The following is a 16,743-nucleotide window of genomic DNA, read 5'->3' on the forward strand; positions in this document are numbered from 1 at the left end:
AGCCCGTCAAATGGAAGTATGACGACCCTTCGCGTCGGATTCGTCCGGTGCAAAATCAATGACGCAGTCGACTAGTGTTAGACATTGTAATGCAGTGATGCTCGCTCGATAACGGGAGTGTGCCGAAAGCCATGATCATAATTGACCACCTGTACGTGTTGGCTAATGAATCCATGCCGGGCATCTACAAGATCGGATGCAGTGGCAACCCTGTCGCTCGGGCTTTCCAACTTAGCAGCCCCCCGGGTGTGCCAACACCGTTCTATATTGTTGGCACGTTCCATCACCCCTCGGCACAAGCCTACGAGCGCGATGTGCACAAGGAACTTCATGTGCATCGCGTCTCAAAGCAGCGAGAGTTCTTTTGCGGACTAGGCCTTGATCAAATGCTGGCGAAGATTGTGAACGTAGGAGATCTTCACTACGAGAACTACGAGTTCTTTCTCGATCGCATCGACGCTATATGGACAGACCCTGTCGGTGGTCCGCGCGTCCGCCAGCACCTAAAGCAGCTTGGAATTCACAACCCCGAGACATACAACGAAGACCATTTCAAGGCCCTGATGCAAGTGCTAAATCACATTATGTACGGCGATGACTTGTTCAAAGAGCACGGACAAAACAGAGACGAGAACGACGGGGACGGCGAATCGTGATAGCTAACAGAGAAATTTTAGGCCGATAGGGGCACACGGAAGCGTCGCGCATCGGATAGTGCGTGCCATCGACTCGAAACAGAAGGTATCGACTGCGAACCGGTGCAGGTGATGAGATGACCAATACCTCGCTCGAGAACGCTCGAATTGAACATGTCATCCGTCGCGCCGCAATCGCCGCCGTTATCTTCGACCCAGTGGGTGCCAAAGCGCTTCTTGCTTTCTCCGATGCAGAGATTGGCCGACGCTTTAAGACAAAACTATGGGAAGTCGTAGGCGTGGCAACGATCTATAACTTGGACCTTCCCGCGATTCGCAATGAAGAACAGAGCCTCAGCAGGCGCATTGACCGAGCCTCAAAACGTCGAACGACGGAACATGGGCCGCCAAACGCAACCGTATTGGGAAGCTCGGACGGCTTGTCACTGGTTCGACAGGGAAAGATATTGCGCGCGATCGACTTTTGCGAGGCCGCGGGTTTGACAGAGAAAAAGCTGAACAAGAATGTCGCGTCGGGCCGGCTCTTTAGCTTTGACGTCGGGCGGGAGTCGTACATTCCTGCGTTCTTTCTTCCGTCCGTGATCGACCGCAATGACCTCGCGAGGGTCATCCGTCGCTTGCGTGATGCATCCGGATCGAAAAAGTGGGAATTTTTCACCACACCGATTGGGCCGGAGGGTGGCTCCACGCCACTTCAGCTTCTCGCGAACAAAGAGGTTAAGAGAGTACTAGTGGCCGCCGAAGGCTTCATGAAGAGATCACCGAATTAACGCTCGTTGGCGCGCTACGGAAGTCAGCGTCGCCTGACGCGCGGTGCAGAACACACAGGCAATAGAGGGTGGTCCATTTTTGCGTGTTCGGCGCCAGGACGTTTTTGCTGACGATGGAGTGTTCTATGAAGGTTCGTGAACTGCTAGAGCGTCTGTCCAACGTAGACCCCGACAGCGTCGTCCTGTTTCTCGAGGCTTGGTCCTGGATCGACGAAGCGGATGAGATTGCGACCGTCACTGTTCCGACGGAGGCTTGGACGTTCGAAGAAAGCAGCCAACCGGGGCATGGGTACTCGGTCTTCTACCCGGGAAATGACCGCGATATTGAGGAGCGCTCGAGGCGGTATGTACGTCAGCGACAGGTGCGCGTTGTTATCTTGTCGAACGGTACGATCGACTTGAAGCGCGACAGCCAGCCGTTTGTTAGTGACATTGACCCTAACTAACCGCAATACGGCGCGACATGACGACGCCACACGAAAGAGCGCGCGCCGTGAGGCAGGCTCGTGAACTGTTGATGGAAATAACGACAGGGCGACTTGAGCCTGAAGCCTTAAAGTTGCGAGCCATCGGAATCCTGAGGCACTACCCGGGAGACATGGATATGTCCATTGCAGCAGCGAGGGCCCCCACAATATTTTCCGAAACGTTCGTCGGATCTTTAAGTCCTGTCAGCACTGCTGGGCTTTCGGAGTTTGACCCGGGGCTGGAGCTGGCGCACTGGCGAACCAAAGTTGAGTCAGGGGAGCTCATTTCGCGAGACGCTCTTCGAGAGACGCTACAACTGAGTTCCGCTCACTTCCGTCGCTTACATTCGCAAGGAAGCATCTTTTCAGTCAAGATCGATCGGGATAAGTACTTCCCAGCCATCTTCGTACATCAAAGGTTCCGACGCCGGCTATACACGGTCTGCCGAATCATCGAGCCACTGCCCGAGAAGTATCGACTATTGTTCTTGACCTCACGAAGAAAAGACCTCGGTGGCTTCACGCCGCTCGCATGTCTTGACGACAACGAGAAATATCGCAGGCTGAAGCGGATGGCAACTGCATGGGTAGTCGACTCCTGCGCATTGGTACGCGCCGAGGTCGGTGAGCAGGAGAGCGTTGCGTTCCAGGCGCTTATCGACGCGTCTCCGGTCGCATTGTTGGAGCCATCCCGCGCTGAGATGGAGAAGCGAGTGGTGGACGCTGTGCTCAACAATACCAAGTGGCTGACCGCCGAGATGATTGGACGCAGGGACGATTCGAACGCATCGAGCGTTCTGGATGCAACGCGCAGGTGGAAGAAGGCTGGGAAGATCTTCTCTATCGAGCGAGCCGGACAGACCCTGTACCCTCTGTACGTTTTTGACGAGCTCGGCAACCCGATTCCGGAAGTAGCAAAGGTCTTGAAGATCTTCAAGGGCTACCGGCCATTCCGAGTCGCCTCCTGGTTCGAGTCAACAAACGCCCTGCTTCGTGGCAAGCGTCCTCGCGAGCTGCTCGGATCGGACCCGGCAGCCGTGGTGGAAGCAGCGAGAGACCATGTGGTAGGACCGGTGCATGGATAGTTCAGTGACCGCGCGACGATGTTGTTTATCCGCATTGGATTCCGAGGTGTGCACATGATGAGGATCGACTACGACCAAAACGAAGACATTCTCCACATCACGTTTTCGGACGCGCCTATCGTCCGAGACGTCTCTCACGGCTGGAACGTCAATTTGGGATTTTCCGAGACAGGCCTCGCGGAGATCACTATCCTCGACGCGAAGGCCAATAATTTCTGGCCTATCGAGGACGTGCAGCGCCGCATGACTCAGGAAGGTTTGGACGACGTGACTGCCGGACATCTGGTACCGATGTCGGAGGCCCGCGCATGGGCTGATAGCATCGGCACGGACCACGAAAAAGCGACCCCGGAGTGTTCTCCGAAACCCTCCGTCGCGCGCCAAGCGAGCAACCCCATGAGCACAAAGGCAACTCTCGCTTTTCATGCATCCGAAGGCGATGAACCGGCTTGGCACCTCTACGAAGAGCTCGGCGAGTCGCGCGTGGTGTACTTGGATCTCGAGGATATCGGCGTTGAGTTGCTCGCGTGTGACTCCTGCTCGCGTGAACGCGGCGCCAGGGTGGTGTTGCGACTGCCTACCAAGACGGCGACTCAGCTCGGGCTGGCGTCAATTGTGCCGCCTGATCGGTGGGAGAGCGTCTGTGACCCAAACAAAGGCAGGCACCTGCGTCGGCGCCTCGACGCGCTCCGTCGGCACCGCGGCTCCGTCGGCCCCAACGATGATCCCACGGAGCCGATCCCGGGGTCGGAGGAGCCATGATCGGGCGCATGATGGGTCGCACAGTCAATATAAAAGAAACAACGCATGATCGTTCCGGATAAGGAGGACGCCTTGATCGACACGCTCGGCGCACTGATGCGTGAGATGGTTGATGGGCCGGGTCCCGACAGTGTCAAGGTGCTGCGGGACAAGGACGGCACGCCGCGCGCATTCGTGATCGACGCTGAGACGCATGCTCAGCTCGTCCGTCCGCAGACTAATGGCCCGAGTCTGTTTTCGGTAGGCGGCGTCATCCCACCACTGGAGTCCATGGGAGAGGGAACGGCCGCGGAGGACGAAGGTCGGCGCGAAGATCGCAAGCCGCTCGAGAGCGTGCTGTGCCGGGCGGCGCAGGCAAAGGCGAAGAGATGAGCAACATCGTTCGCGTCCCCTGCGGTCACCAACAGGGCTTCGACGTAGTATCGATGTTGTTGCGTGCACGAGCACACTTCAGCGCGGTGCTGCGGAGGTACTAATGATTGAAGTCCCCAACGATTTCCCTCGTGCCGCACCCGGCGTCGTCGCAGGCGCGCAACCAAAGGTCTGCGTGGTTCTATGCCAGGACGGAAAGTATCGGGAAGAATCTTCCGACGAGGTAAGAGCTGAGCGCTACGAGGTTTGTGAAGACCTCGCCCATCAGCTCTGCGCGATCGCATTGAAGGACGCTGAAGAGCACCCGCATCAAGCGGTGCTTGATCGCGTCACCGCCGCTGTGCAACGTAAGGGCTGGACAAGCCCGTCAGAGACGACGTGGCTGATCCAACGACTACGGCACCTATTGGCTTGGTGACGAATTCGCATTCGCTCGCAAAAAGCCAGCGTTTGCGTGCGCGACAGGCGGAGGTCGACGTGAAGAAGTTGAGTAAGTCAGAGCCAGAGTCGGCAAATCTCTTTGTCACCGTGCCGTTGCCGCGTGGCTTGAGTCCGGCTTTGGCGGCTTCACTTCAATCCGGCGTTGAGCAGGCAATTTGCGCGATCGGCTTGGACCTTAGCGCGAGCCTGCTTTCCAGAGCGGACGATCTCGCGAAGTTAATCACAAGGCTGACGCAGCCAGATGCCGGACTGATCGAGGAGCGGGTGCTGCGTCGAAAGACGATGCAGGCGGTGTTTGAGCAAGGAGAGTGGCTCACCTCCGAGGACATTAATCGGTTGCAAGCTTCACCGCCACGAAACAAATCGCGTCCGGCCAGTGACTGGAAGCGGCGAGGCCATATTTTCGCGGTGTCCTACGACGGGACGAATTACTTCGCGCGATATCAGTTCGACGACGGGTATCGGCCCCTTCCCATCATCAAGGACATCCTGCAGGAAATTGGCGAAGTGGCGGATGCGTGGGAGACCGCCGCTTGGTTTCACTACCCCAGTGGGTGGATTGCCGACCTTGTCGATGGCACGAAACCTATTGCCCCGAAGGATGCGCTAAAACGCCGGGATGAGGTGTTGACGGCTGCGCGCCGAATGCGCGGGACCTATGAAGCTTGAACGTGCCGGTACAGGTCGCGGCCTCGCGATTCACGGACGTTTCTAAGTCTCGTCCGCGATTCAAGATGGTCGCAAACATCAACGCGGCTTTCACTCCCACGAGCGTGTATTCGCGCCTACATGCTCTCTATCGCCCGCGGTCGCGCGCTCGGTGCGGAGCGAGATCGAAAGAAAGGCTGGGTGTAGCCCTCGCGAACTCCGATCCCGACTCGCAAATCGCGCTATGAGTACCAACTAAAAGGGCCAGTTCATGGGTCCCATTTTTGGTTTACGATACTGTACATCCATACAGTATTTCAGAAAGATGGCCGCTTTGCCTCAACCCATCGAGTCGATTCATCCCAGCCTCTGGCGCGGGTCTCAGCTCGCGCGTGCATACGGCAAGACGGTCGACACGGGGTACGCTGCGCTGTCAGCTGAGTTGCCGGGCGGCGGCTGGCCGCTGGGCGCGCTGGTGGAGTTGCTTGTCCAGCAGCCGGGAATAGGCGAGATGCGGCTATTGAAGCCGGCAATTATGGAACGCAGTACACGGCCCGTCGTGCTGCTGCAGGCGCCGCACGTTCCAAACGCGTTGGCGTTCTCGTATCTCGGGTTGCCGTTGAACAAGCTGTTGAGGTTGCAAGCGTCAAAGACGGCGGACGCCCTCTGGTGCGCCGAACGCGTGCTGCAAGCCAAAAGTTGCGGTGCGCTGGTGTTCTGGCAGCAGCACATCAGGGCTGAAGCTCTGCGGCGTCTTCACCTGGCTGCCCAAGCGACCGAAACTTTGCTCGTGCTCATCCGGCCGTTGGCGAGTGCGCAAGACGCGTCGCCAGCAACGCTGCGGCTTGGAGTGAGGCCCGCTGATGGCGGCCTCGTCGTCGATGTGGTGAAGCGACGAGGCCCAACCAAAATCGAACAGCTGTCCGTCTCACTCCAACCATCGCCGATTCTCTTGAGCCCTTATGGCCGTGTTCGTCGCCATCTTCCTGCCCCGGCTTTCGCTGGAGGTGTTTCGTCCGAGGTGGTTACCTCCGACTGAACACGGGTGTGCGGTGCTTGAGCGCGACAAGGTGATTGTGATGGATGCGGCGGCACGAGAAGCAGGCGTTCTACCGGGGATGAAACGAGGCGGGGTGACGACGCTTGCCCCGGACGCTGCGGTGTATGACCGAAGCGTCCAGCTTGAGGCGGAGATGCAGCGCGCAGTCGCCTTCGGCCTGCTGCGCTTCTCCCCACAGGTCGCGGTATGCGACGAACAAACCATCGTCATGGACGTGACCGCCAGCCTGCGACTCTTCGGCGGCATTCGAAGCGTCTGTTCGCAAATCCGAAGCGTCGTGAAGTCGATAGGCGTAACGGTTCGCATGAGCGTGGCGCCGACCGGGCAAGGCGCCTGGCTGCTTGCCAAGGGCGGTCGCTGCCGCGTACTCAAGATGCGCTCGCTCGAGCGGCATCTCGACTCGTTGCCGTTCATGGTCGTACAGGAAGTCCGCGCATTCGCTGACTGGTTCCACGGTCTCGGCTGCCGAGCGTTGAGTGACATCCGGCGCCTGCCGCGCGCTGGGCTAAAAAAGAGATGTGGTGTCGATATGCTGGATTCACTTGACCGCGCTTATGGTCTTTCCCCCGAGCTCTACGAATGGCTCGAGGTCCCGCCGAATTTCAGCGCGCGCACCGAACTCCCGGACCGTGTCGAGCATGCCGAAGCGGTGCTGTTCTCGGCGCGTCGGCTTATCGTGCAGCTCTGCGGCTGGCTTAGCGCGCAACAGCTTGCGCTCACGCACGCGACGGTGTCGCTCGAACACGAGCGCGGTCGACAGGCGGTCGAGCCGACCGTCCTGGAAATTGCGCTCGCGGAGCCAACCTGGCACGAGGAGCATCTCGTTCGTTTGCTGAAAGAGCGGCTTGGGCGCACGGAACTACAGGCGGCAGTTATCGCGGTGCGCTTGACCGCGTCGAAGGTCCAACCCGCTGAACCGCCGTCGGAGGACTTATTCCCGGACCCGGGCGGTTCGGCAGAGGACCACAACCGCCTCCTTGAACTGCTGGTCGCAAGACTGGGTGCTGAAAATGTGCTGCGCCCGGCGCCAACGTCCGACCACCGGCCCGAACTCGCGAACCGATGGGTGTCCGTCCAGGATGACGCGAAGTTGTCGGTGCCACCGGAGGGTTTGCCGCGTCCGACCTGGCTGCTCGACGAGCCGCTACGCTTGATGATGAAGAATCATCGACCTTTCTACGGCTCCCCGCTCAAACTCGTCTCAACCGGTGAACGAATCGAAGCAGGTTGGCATGATGGCGAGTTGGTGACACGCGACTACTATGTCGCCGAGGCGAGCGACAAGAGCTGCTACTGGATATACCGCGAACGCCCGAGCGTGAAGACGGAAGAAGTCCGATGGTTCCTCCACGGCCTGTTCGGATAAGCAGGTGTCGTCGTGGACTTCCCCTCGTCGGCGTTGCCGGACTACGCGGAGCTATTCGCATTCACCAACTTCTCTTTCCTACGTGGCGCGTCGCACGGGGAGGAGTTGGTGCTGCGCGCATCGCAGCTCGGCTACTCCGGCGTCGCTATTACCGATGAGTGCTCGCTGGCGGGTGTCGTGCGCGCTCACGTCCAGGCGAAAGAAGAAAAGCTCCCGCTTATCATTGGCTCGTTTTTCCGGCTTGTGAATGCAGACAGGAGTCCGGCGTTCGGGCTCATTCTGCTGGCTCAAAACCGCAATGGCTACGGCAACCTGTCTGAGCTCATCACGCTGGGCCGCATGCGGGCCGCCAAGGGCGAGTATCTGCTCACACCGAATGACATCGCGAGGCCCGAGAAAGAATACGCACATCTAAGAGGCATGCCCGATTGCCTCGCGATTCTCGTGCCAGATTTCCCCGCAAAGGAAGACGCGCTCGCGGCTCAACTTGAGTGGATGAACTATGTCTTTGCCGGGCGGGCATGGGTCGGGCTCACCTTGCACCAACGCGCGATGGACGACATCCACCGCGGCGTGGTCGAATACATCGCCGACCAGTATCGCGTGCCGGTTGTCGCGACGGGCAACGTCGTCATGCATGTGCGGTCGAGAAAGCCGCTACAAGACACGATGACGGCAATCCGCATTGGGAAGCCCGTTGCCGAGTGCGGTTATGACCTGGCGCCAAACGCAGAAGGGCATTTGCGCTCGCGGTTGCGGCTGGCGAATCTCTATCCACCGCATACGCTGTCCGAAACGCTCAATATTTCGGAGCGATGCAATTTCTCTTTGGACGAGCTTCGATACGAATACCCGGACGAAGTCGTCCCCGAGGGGTTCACTCACGAGGCCTACCTGCGACAGGAAACGTACATCGGCGCACATCGTCGGTTCCCGTCCGGCATCCCGCACGCGGTGCAGGAACAGATTGAGCACGAACTGCAGCTCATCCGTGAACTGCAATACGAGGCCTACTTTCTCACCGTCTATGACATCGTCCGCTTCGCTCGCAGCCAGCACATCCTCTGCCAGGGGCGCGGTTCCGCTGCTAACAGCGCCGTGTGCTACTGCCTCGGCGTGACCGAGGTCGACCCCTCTCGCGGCAACATGCTGTTCGAACGTTTCATCTCGAAAGAGCGAGGCGAGCCGCCTGACATCGACGTCGACTTCGAGCACCAGCGTCGTGAAGAGGTCATCCAGTACATCTATGGCAAATACGGTCGCGACCGCGCCGCGATTGCCGCTGCTGTTTCGACTTACCGTCCGCGCGGGGCACTGCGCGAAACAGGGAAGGCGCTCGGCATCGACCCCCAAATCGTCGACAAGGTCGCTAAATCGCACCAGTGGTTCGACCATTCACAGGACCTGCTCCGGCGGTTCGAGGAATCCGGCCTCGACCCTTTGAATCCGCTCATTGCGATGTGGGCGACGCTGGCCGCGCAGATACTGAACTTCCCACGCCATTTGTCTCAGCACTCTGGTGGCTTTGTCATCAGTCGCGGCAAACTTACGCGGCTCGTGCCTGTGGAGAACGCCGCCATGCAAGACCGCAGCGCTATCCAGTGGGACAAAGACGACCTTGAAGCGCTCGGCCTTCTCAAGATTGACGTGCTTGCGCTCGGTATGTTGTCGGCCATCCGGCGCGCGCTCGACATCGTCTCTGAGCAACGTGGCGAGCGGTTTGAGTTGCAGGACATTCCGTCTGAAGACGACGCGACGTACGAGATGATTTCGCGCGCCGATACAGTGGGTGTCTTTCAGATTGAGTCGCGTGCTCAGATGAGCATGCTGCCTCGCATGAAGCCGCGCGAGTTCTATGACCTCGTTATTGAAGTTGCCATTGTGCGTCCCGGTCCTATTCAGGGCGGCGCCGTTCATCCTTATCTGCGACGACGCCAAGGCTTTGAGCCCGTGAGCTATCCAAGCGAAGCGTTGAAAACAGCGCTCGGTAGAACGCTTGGCGTGCCTATTTTCCAAGAGCAGGTTATGCAGGTCGCCATCCTTGCTGCTGGTTTCACGCCGGGCGAAGCCGACCAGCTTCGCCGGGCAATGGCAGCGTGGAAACGCAAAGGAGGCTTGGACAAGTACTATGACCGTATCGTTGGAGGCATGCTGCAGCGAGGTTATGATAAGGAATTCGCAGAGTCCATCTTCCAGCAGATCCACGGCTTCGGCGAATACGGTTTCCCGGAGAGCCACGCAGCTAGTTTTGCGCTTCTCGTGTATGCAAGCAGCTGGTTGAAATGTCACGAACCCGCCGCCTTCCTCGCTGCGATGCTCAATAGTCAACCGATGGGCTTCTATTCTCCGTCGCAACTGTTGCAAGACGCCACGCGTCACGGAGTGAAGGTCGTTCCCGTTGATGTAACCATCAGCGGGTGGGATTCCGTTCTGGAGAAACAAGCTGACGGCTCTGTGGCCGTGCGCCTCGGACTCTCGCTCATGAAAGGCATGAAGGATGGTGCGGCAGAGCGTATCGAGGCAGCGCGAGCCGTGAAACACTTCTCGAGCGTCAGCGACCTTGCAAGGCGTGCGCAACTGGACCGGCGTGACCTCCAGGTGCTGGCCGCAGCAAATGCACTCTCTTCGCTCGCCGGTAACCGGCGCGAGGCGCTCTGGCAATCAGTCGCGGCGGTCCCGGACCGCGACATCCTTGCCGAAGCGCGCATCGATGATGAGACGCCGGTCCTTGGCGCGCCGTCGGAGGCAGAGAACATCGTCGCTGACTACAACTCGACAGGCCTTACACTCGGACGTCACCCGCTCTCGTTGCTACGCCCGACATTACTCGAGCAGCGCTTAATGCCGGCCTCGACTCTGATTACGTACCGCAATGGTCGGCTCGCCCGGGGCTGCGGCCTAGTCACGGTACGGCAGCGACCCGGTACGGCGAAAGGCGTCATGTTCGTGACGATTGAAGATGAGACCGGCAACGTGAACGTCATCATCTGGCCGTCACTGTTGGAACGCCAGCGGCGTGAGGCTCTCGGTGCGGCGTTGCTAGGCGTCTATGGCACGTGGCAATGTGAAGGCGAGGTTCGACACCTCGTTGCGCAGCGGCTCGTAGACATGTCTCATCTGCTTGGTGGCTTAAACACGGTGAGTCGGAACTTCTGCTGAGAGACAAATAGCAAGATCGGTGGCTCCGACTCATCTGCACATAAGATGGTGACCGATGGCACGACCGTCTGCGAGTCTACGAGAGAACGCCTCAGCAGGAGAGAACTATGGGGCAAGCTAGAAAAATTTGTGCCGAGGCTGCGGCAGTTGCTCGTATAGCCGAAGCTGCTCGTGAAGTGCAAGCTGCCTCTGTTGCAATCGAGCCTTATTATCGACACGAGCAAAGCGACGGTCCGTCAACGCTGCTTCTCGCTCGCCTTACGGCCGCTCTGGCTGAACTCCAGCAAGCTCGAGAGGCATTCACCGAACTGATGGCGTCCGGAGCCGGTTCGCCGGAATAATGAATGCCGGTTTGACGGCGACCAAGACGATTCACTTGGTATCCTTCTTTCGGCCCGGGAAGGGCCCGTTCGTCCGGTCCGCGCGCCGGACACTGCGATGACCGCGTCGCGCAACGAAGTCTCAGTTCAAGGCTGGAATTCCGCGGCCAGGGCGAGGCCGTGATGGACCGTCAATGCGTACCGCGCCAGCGGCTGCGCGTCGACAAATCGAGCTTCGCGCTCGGCCTGGCTAGGGAAGCGGTGATTTTCATGAGTACGTCGTCCGGACTGAAGCGATGGAAACGGCGCGCCCGGTGCACGCATTGCTGCGATGAGCCAGAGCGCTTGCATACGGCAATCGCGGATTTATACTGATTCTGTCTCCTCCATGTCCCAGTCGATGTGGATTCAGCCCGCCGATATGAGCGAGCTTTTCCTTCCCCGTGCAGGGCCAGGGCCCCTTGCACGAAACGGAGTACTGGCTCAAGCAGTAAGGGCCGTCAGGCTTGCGTCAGCGCGAACCACGTTGCGAACGCCGGCACAAACGGCGGGCCTACCGACCGGATCTTCGGCGTTCGTGACACCATAGAGGCATCGGTTTGTTAGGGAGACACGCACTATGGCAGTCAACAACACCCCAGGCCCGAAGACAGCGACGAACGTTTCGCTGAAGGAAGCCCTACTCGTGGAGGACAAGGATCTCGGCGTAAAGGTATCTCAGGCGGCAGAAGCGGGTCCGGCTCGAGCAGTGTCGTACAAGCGTGCCGAGATTTGGGCGAAGGAGAACATGGAAGCGATCACATGCTACAACGCCTACGTGCGGCAAAACGGCCTGCCGCTCGATGAATTCCGGATGTTCTGAAATAGATAAATTCGATGTCTATCCGCACCCAACAATACGTTGCGACCTGTTGAATATCCGCTCAACTCGGCGGGACAAATACATAGGTACGGTTCCGAAACGTTCGCCTACAGGCGCGCCGGTATGACGATCAAACCGTGTAATTGAGCTCGTTGGAGAGCCTGATGGACACGACGGATGGCGTGTTAGCCATCCTATGACCGAGCCGAGCGGCAGAAACTGGCTGCCTACGCTTACGGACGACCACTTAGGCGAAACATTTGTATTTCGCGGGCCTTTCCTTCGAAGGTCTCAAACACTCGAACGGACCGGTTGAGTCCAGAACCGCCCGACACTCATCCACGCTTATCGGCCATTGCTGACGTTCAGATGTAGGCTTGGGTATGTCGGCTCTACAACGCTCTCCGGCCGTTCCCACCAAATCGGCCGTGAGCGACGCGTTTCGCCAACGCCAATGCGTACTTGCGACCCTCTTCGGTCATACGCGGCTGCGTTTGCACGACGGCCGCTTCCAAGGCACAGCGGCCATCCGTGCTGTCACGTCGGCTGCCTGTACTCGGCCAAAACTGACTTAGCGCACGGCGTCAGGTCTGCGAATCGTGGCAGCGATCAAATCCCGCAGAACGCTGATGTCCATGGCTGGCTTATCCGTGTGAAGCATTGCATGGCAGTTGGGACATACAGGGCGCAGGTCCTTTATCGGATCCACTTGGTATTCGGCGCCGATCGTGGCTAGATCGACAATGTGATGCACGTGAATGAAGCCACGCCCGAGTTCTCCATATTTCGCCTCAAAGTCGAACCCGCACGCACAGCACCTGCAACCGTAGTGCGCGATCGCGGCGGCCCTTGCATCTGGGTCTCGTTCGTAGCGGTTGACCAGCACTTGCGTTACCGCACCTTCGGAATAGGTCTTCGACCCTACAACGTCGTCGGGGTAGACGACGTTTAAGGGCGTAGCGGCGAGCAACATCTGATAAAGCGCGCGTTGGCTCTTTCGGAAAGCCCGCCTGCCGAGTCGTTCGCTTTCGTTTTTTTCCCAGAACTCGATGTTTCTGAGAACCGCCTGCAGCGCCAACACGCGCTTCGCCAAACCGTGCTCGGCGGTGATGGCTTCGACGTAGATGTTCACGGCAAGATCGCTCAATGTTTTCTTGTAGAGAATGCCGTCGAGCATCGCCGGATAGGCCTCTGTAAATTGCGCAGCTGTATAGGGCTTCGCGCCGAGCTTTTCGATGATGAGTCGGTTTCCGGCACTCCGCGTCAGATCTCCGCGAGCGACGCCACGCGCAATGCTGTACGCGATCTTCACTTCGTCGTCGTTAAAGTCCTCGCGATTGGGCATAGCTGTCTCGTAGCAAGGTTCGTCTCGACCGGTTGAGAGATTTGCTTTCTCAGCTCAGCACTTTATCCCATCATTGCCGACGCTAGATAGTTCCTCGTCCCAACAGGCACAATGCTGCGCCTTGGGCTAAAGAAGACCGTAGCCGACCCTAAACCGCACGTCGGGCTTTTCGAAAGCCGCCGTTCACCGGATGCGAAGGGCGATGTCCCCCGTGCTGACGTGGACCTCGAGGCACAGTGTGCCCGAATGACCGGAACGGGCCCGGCGGGACGTGGTCCCATCAAGCAACCTTCACCCCTTACCCTTCGTTATTTCGAACATCGATCCAGGCATCTTTAATGTAGTCCCTGTTCTTTAAGAATTGCTTGCTTTGCCACAACATTACAAAAAATACCGGCACTATCACCAATGCATGAGGGCTAACTTCTTTTGTCCAGATGAAGATTGAGATAACGAAAAGAATGGAGTTAAAACTGAACAGCGTCCATGCGACGTACACAGCCGGATCTTGTGATTCTCCCATATACCGCAAATGAGCCAAGCGAATATGCCATGCAGGGCCGCTGAACCGTTCCTCGAAGAATACGTTAATGTAATAGCCAATTTTAAAGATATCGTCGCGATGAGCCGTCAGCATTTTCATTCCAAACATAATAAATGGAACCGGAACAAGGAGCAGGTAACAGTGCCACCATGTGATTCTCTCCGGTGACGATGAAATGATTTGGAAGACGTACGCCGCAATTGCACCGGTTGCTGTCGTTACGCCCGTTGTCATCAAAGTAAGCAATTGCGTCATCGCTACTTCCCGCTGACGAAGGTGCTCATGCATTTGCTTGAATTCTTCTGCCAATAGCTTTTCTGTAAGCGCGTCTTCATTACCGTGTAGATTTCGTCGTTGAGTTTGGCTACTTTGGTGCCCACCAAATGAATGGTGGACGCAACAGTGGACAGCTCTCCTCAATCCAAACGGCCGAAGCGGCCCAATTTTTCTGTCGAGTTCAAGCGGCAGATCGTCGAGGCGACGCTCAAGCCGGGTGCGTCGGCCGCGCTCATCGCTCGCGAGCACGACATCAACGCCAATCTGCTGTTCAAATGGCGTCGTCATTATCTTGCCGGCGATTTCGGCATGCCCGACGTCACGCTGCCAGAGGCGCCTGTGCTCAACTGGCTACCAGTGGCAGTGGCTGAGTCTTCACCGGAAGTACCGGCGTGCCCAGCGTCGGACAGCGCGAGCATGTACGAGGTCGAATGTGGCGACGTCCGTCTACGCCTGAGCGCGGATACGCCCATCGCAACCCTGATCAAGATCATGCGGGGCCTTGCCCGATGAGCCTGCTGATGCTGCCGTCCGCCGTTGGCCTGCCGTCCGGGTCCCGCGTTTGGCTGGCCGCGGGAGTCACCGACATGCGGGCCGGGTTCAACAGTCTCGCCGCCAAGGTGCAGACCGTGCTCGAACGGGATCCGTTCTGCGGGCACATCTTCGTGTTTCGCGGCAAACGCGGCGACCTGCTCAAAGTGCTGTGGTGGAGCGGCGATGGCATGTGCCTGCTGATGAAGCGACTCGAGAAGGGGCGCTTCGTATGGCCGCAGGCCGACGGTGGCGTTATTTGCCTGAGCCCGGCGCAACTGTCGATGCTGCTGGAAGGCATCGACTGGCGGCAACCGACGAGAACGGCACGACCGACCTCGGCGTTGTAAACGTCGTTGCGGGCGCGTAAACTGCCTGCATGACGCGCGCGAGCCCACTTCCCGACGATGTCGAAACGCTGAAGGCCATGCTGCTCAGCCAGGAAGCGACGCTGCGCGAGCGCGACGCACAAGTGCTCAAACTGCAGGAAACTGTCGACTCGCAACAAGCTGCGTTGGCTTCACGCATCGCCGAAGTCGAACACCTCAAGCTGCTCATTGCCAAGCTGCGCCGCATGCAGTTCGGCCGCAAGTCGGAGAAACTGGACCATCAGATCGAGCAACTCGAACTGCGCCTCGAAGAACTTGAGGCCGACGAAGGCGCGACGCCGGTCGAAATCCCTAGGACGCCGCGCGCGGCCGTGGAACAAGCGCCGCGCAAGCCACTGCCTGAACATCTGCCGCGCGAGCTCCGGACGCACTTGCCCGAATCTGCCGGGAAGTGCTCCGATTGCGGTGGCGAGATGAAGCTGCTGGGCGAAGATGTTGCCGAACAACTCGAGTACGTACCGGCAAGCTTCCGGGTTATCCGTCATGTGCGCCCGAAGTTTGCGTGCGTGTGTTGCGACAACATCTCACAGGCCCCCGCACCCAGTCGTCCTATCGAACGCGGTCTCGCCGGCCCAGGGCTGCTGGCACACGTGCTGGTCTCGAAGTTCGCAGACCATGTGCCGCTTTACCGGCAGTCGGTGATGTACGCGCGAGAAGGCGTCGAGCTTGATCGCTCGCTGCTTGCGAAGTGGGTCGGTCACGCTTCGACGCTGCTGCAGCCGCTCGTTGAAACGCTGCGTCGACACGTGATGTCGGCGACGAAACTCCACGCCGACGACACGCCGGTTCCAGTGCTGGCACCGGGTAACGGCAAGACGAAGACCGGTCGCTTGTGGGTGTACGTGCGCGATGATCGTACATCGGCCGATATGACGCCGCCCGCGGTGTGGTTCGCCTATACGCCAGATCGCAAGGGTATCCATCCGCGACAGCATCTCAAGTCATTCGACGGCACGCTGCAAGCCGATGCATACGGCGGCTACCAGGCCATCTACGAAACCGGGCGCGTCACAGAGGCGGCCTGTTGGGCGCACGCTCGACGTCAGTTCTATGAACTGCACGCAGCGCGCCCGAATGCGTTGAACACCGAGGCGCTTGCGCGTATCGGCGCACTATACAGGATTGAGGAAACGATCAGGGGCAAGCCGCCCGACCAGCGCCGTGCGCATCGCCAGGAGCATGCGCGACCGCTACTCGATCAATTCCACGCGTGGCTCACAACGACGCTGGAGACGCTCTCGCGCAAATCGGATACGAGCCGGGCGATCCTCTATGCGCTGAACCGGTGGGAAGCGCTCACACGCTATTGCGATGACGGCCAGCTCGAAATCGATAACCTGCCAGTCGAGCGCGCGCTACGCGGGGTGGCCATCGGTCGACGCAACTATCTGTTCGCTGGAGCAGACTCCGGCGGCGAACGTGCCGCCGCGATCTACAGCCTCATTGGCACCGCAAAACTCAACGGCATCGATCCAGAGGCGTATCTGCGCTTCGTGCTCGCGCGCATCGCGGGGCATGCGATCAACCGCATCGATGAACTCACACCGTGGGTCGTCGCCGATCAGATCCGCACCGCGCTCTAAAGATCTCAGTCTCCAGTCAAGACGTCGCTGGAGCCACGCTTACCCGCAGGGGCCGGTGCAGGGCGAAATAATTTACAGCGTGCCGACAGCTGGCATCGCACCGTGCG

The 16,743-nt window shown here is 58.9% G+C and carries 17 protein-coding genes; 15 read left to right on the plus strand and 2 right to left on the minus strand.

What is annotated here, in order from left to right:
• Positions 1-119 precede the first annotated feature (119 nt).
• The 12 genes from AWB72_RS27020 to AWB72_RS27080 all read left to right on the plus strand — a co-directional run bounded on the left by AWB72_RS27020 (position 120) and on the right by AWB72_RS27080 (position 11,968).
• Entirely contained in the window at positions 120-656 is a 537-nt protein-coding gene (locus AWB72_RS27020; RefSeq protein ID WP_087128986.1) for a GIY-YIG nuclease family protein, read from the plus strand.
• 116 nt (positions 657-772) lie between these two features.
• Entirely contained in the window at positions 773-1,426 is a 654-nt protein-coding gene (locus AWB72_RS27025) for a hypothetical protein (RefSeq protein ID WP_087128988.1), read from the plus strand.
• 125 nt (positions 1,427-1,551) lie between these two features.
• Complete coding sequence (locus AWB72_RS27030; protein WP_143754689.1) at positions 1,552-1,872, plus strand: hypothetical protein; 321 nt, start codon at positions 1,552-1,554, stop codon at positions 1,870-1,872.
• A 17-nt stretch (positions 1,873-1,889) separates the two neighbouring features.
• A complete protein-coding gene (locus tag AWB72_RS29005) occupies positions 1,890-2,978 on the plus strand; it encodes a BPSL0761 family protein (RefSeq protein ID WP_087128992.1) in 1,089 nt (362 codons plus the stop codon).
• Positions 2,979-3,032: 54 nt separating this feature from the next.
• A complete protein-coding gene (locus AWB72_RS29580) occupies positions 3,033-3,740 on the plus strand; it encodes a DUF2283 domain-containing protein (RefSeq protein ID WP_244285769.1) in 708 nt (235 codons plus the stop codon).
• Between the two features lie 45 nt (positions 3,741-3,785).
• The gene (locus tag AWB72_RS27050) at positions 3,786-4,112 is read left to right on the plus strand and encodes a hypothetical protein (RefSeq protein WP_087128993.1); all 327 of its coding nucleotides are present in this window, start codon (positions 3,786-3,788) and stop codon (positions 4,110-4,112) included.
• A 103-nt stretch (positions 4,113-4,215) separates the two neighbouring features.
• Entirely contained in the window at positions 4,216-4,530 is a 315-nt protein-coding gene (locus AWB72_RS27055) for a hypothetical protein (protein WP_087128994.1), read from the plus strand.
• A gap of 59 nt (positions 4,531-4,589) precedes the next feature.
• Positions 4,590-5,222, plus strand: a complete 633-nt coding sequence (locus tag AWB72_RS27060; protein ID WP_143754691.1) for a hypothetical protein — start codon at positions 4,590-4,592, stop codon at positions 5,220-5,222.
• A gap of 304 nt (positions 5,223-5,526) precedes the next feature.
• Complete coding sequence (gene imuA / locus AWB72_RS27065; protein ID WP_087128997.1) at positions 5,527-6,240, plus strand: translesion DNA synthesis-associated protein ImuA; 714 nt, start codon at positions 5,527-5,529, stop codon at positions 6,238-6,240.
• On the plus strand, positions 6,164-7,627 hold the full coding sequence (locus AWB72_RS27070) for a Y-family DNA polymerase (RefSeq protein WP_087128998.1): 1,464 nt from the start codon (positions 6,164-6,166) through the stop codon (positions 7,625-7,627). Before imuA ends, AWB72_RS27070 begins: the two co-directional genes overlap by 77 nt.
• A gap of 12 nt (positions 7,628-7,639) precedes the next feature.
• Positions 7,640-10,786, plus strand: a complete 3,147-nt coding sequence (locus AWB72_RS27075; protein ID WP_087129000.1) for an error-prone DNA polymerase — start codon at positions 7,640-7,642, stop codon at positions 10,784-10,786.
• A gap of 939 nt (positions 10,787-11,725) precedes the next feature.
• Positions 11,726-11,968, plus strand: coding sequence for a type II toxin-antitoxin system CcdA family antitoxin (locus tag AWB72_RS27080; RefSeq protein WP_087129002.1), 243 nt, complete (start codon positions 11,726-11,728; stop codon positions 11,966-11,968).
• Between the two features lie 571 nt (positions 11,969-12,539).
• Here AWB72_RS27080 and AWB72_RS27085 read toward each other — a convergent pair.
• Positions 12,540-13,313, minus strand: a complete 774-nt coding sequence (locus tag AWB72_RS27085) for an HNH endonuclease (protein WP_208863192.1) — start codon at positions 13,311-13,313, stop codon at positions 12,540-12,542.
• Between the two features lie 298 nt (positions 13,314-13,611).
• Positions 13,612-14,166 carry a hypothetical protein gene (locus AWB72_RS27090; RefSeq protein WP_143754692.1) on the minus strand — a complete coding sequence of 185 codons (555 nt, stop codon included), beginning with the start codon at positions 14,164-14,166 and terminating at the stop codon, positions 13,612-13,614.
• A gap of 93 nt (positions 14,167-14,259) precedes the next feature.
• On the opposite strand from AWB72_RS27090, the gene tnpA reads away from it, so the two are divergent.
• The 3 genes from tnpA to tnpC are packed head-to-tail and all read left to right on the plus strand — an operon-like array spanning position 14,260 to position 16,636.
• On the plus strand, positions 14,260-14,646 hold the full coding sequence (gene tnpA, locus AWB72_RS27095; protein WP_244285770.1) for an IS66-like element accessory protein TnpA: 387 nt from the start codon (positions 14,260-14,262) through the stop codon (positions 14,644-14,646).
• A complete protein-coding gene (tnpB, locus tag AWB72_RS27100) occupies positions 14,643-15,014 on the plus strand; it encodes an IS66 family insertion sequence element accessory protein TnpB (RefSeq protein ID WP_241269968.1) in 372 nt (123 codons plus the stop codon). The genes tnpA and tnpB overlap by 4 nt, the downstream gene beginning before the upstream one ends.
• 29 nt (positions 15,015-15,043) lie before the next feature.
• The gene (gene tnpC, locus AWB72_RS27105; RefSeq protein ID WP_087129006.1) at positions 15,044-16,636 is read left to right on the plus strand and encodes an IS66 family transposase; all 1,593 of its coding nucleotides are present in this window, start codon (positions 15,044-15,046) and stop codon (positions 16,634-16,636) included.
• Positions 16,637-16,743: the final 107 nt, after the last annotated feature.

Source organism: Caballeronia concitans, assembly GCF_001544615.1.
Classification (GTDB): domain Bacteria; phylum Pseudomonadota; class Gammaproteobacteria; order Burkholderiales; family Burkholderiaceae; genus Caballeronia; species Caballeronia concitans.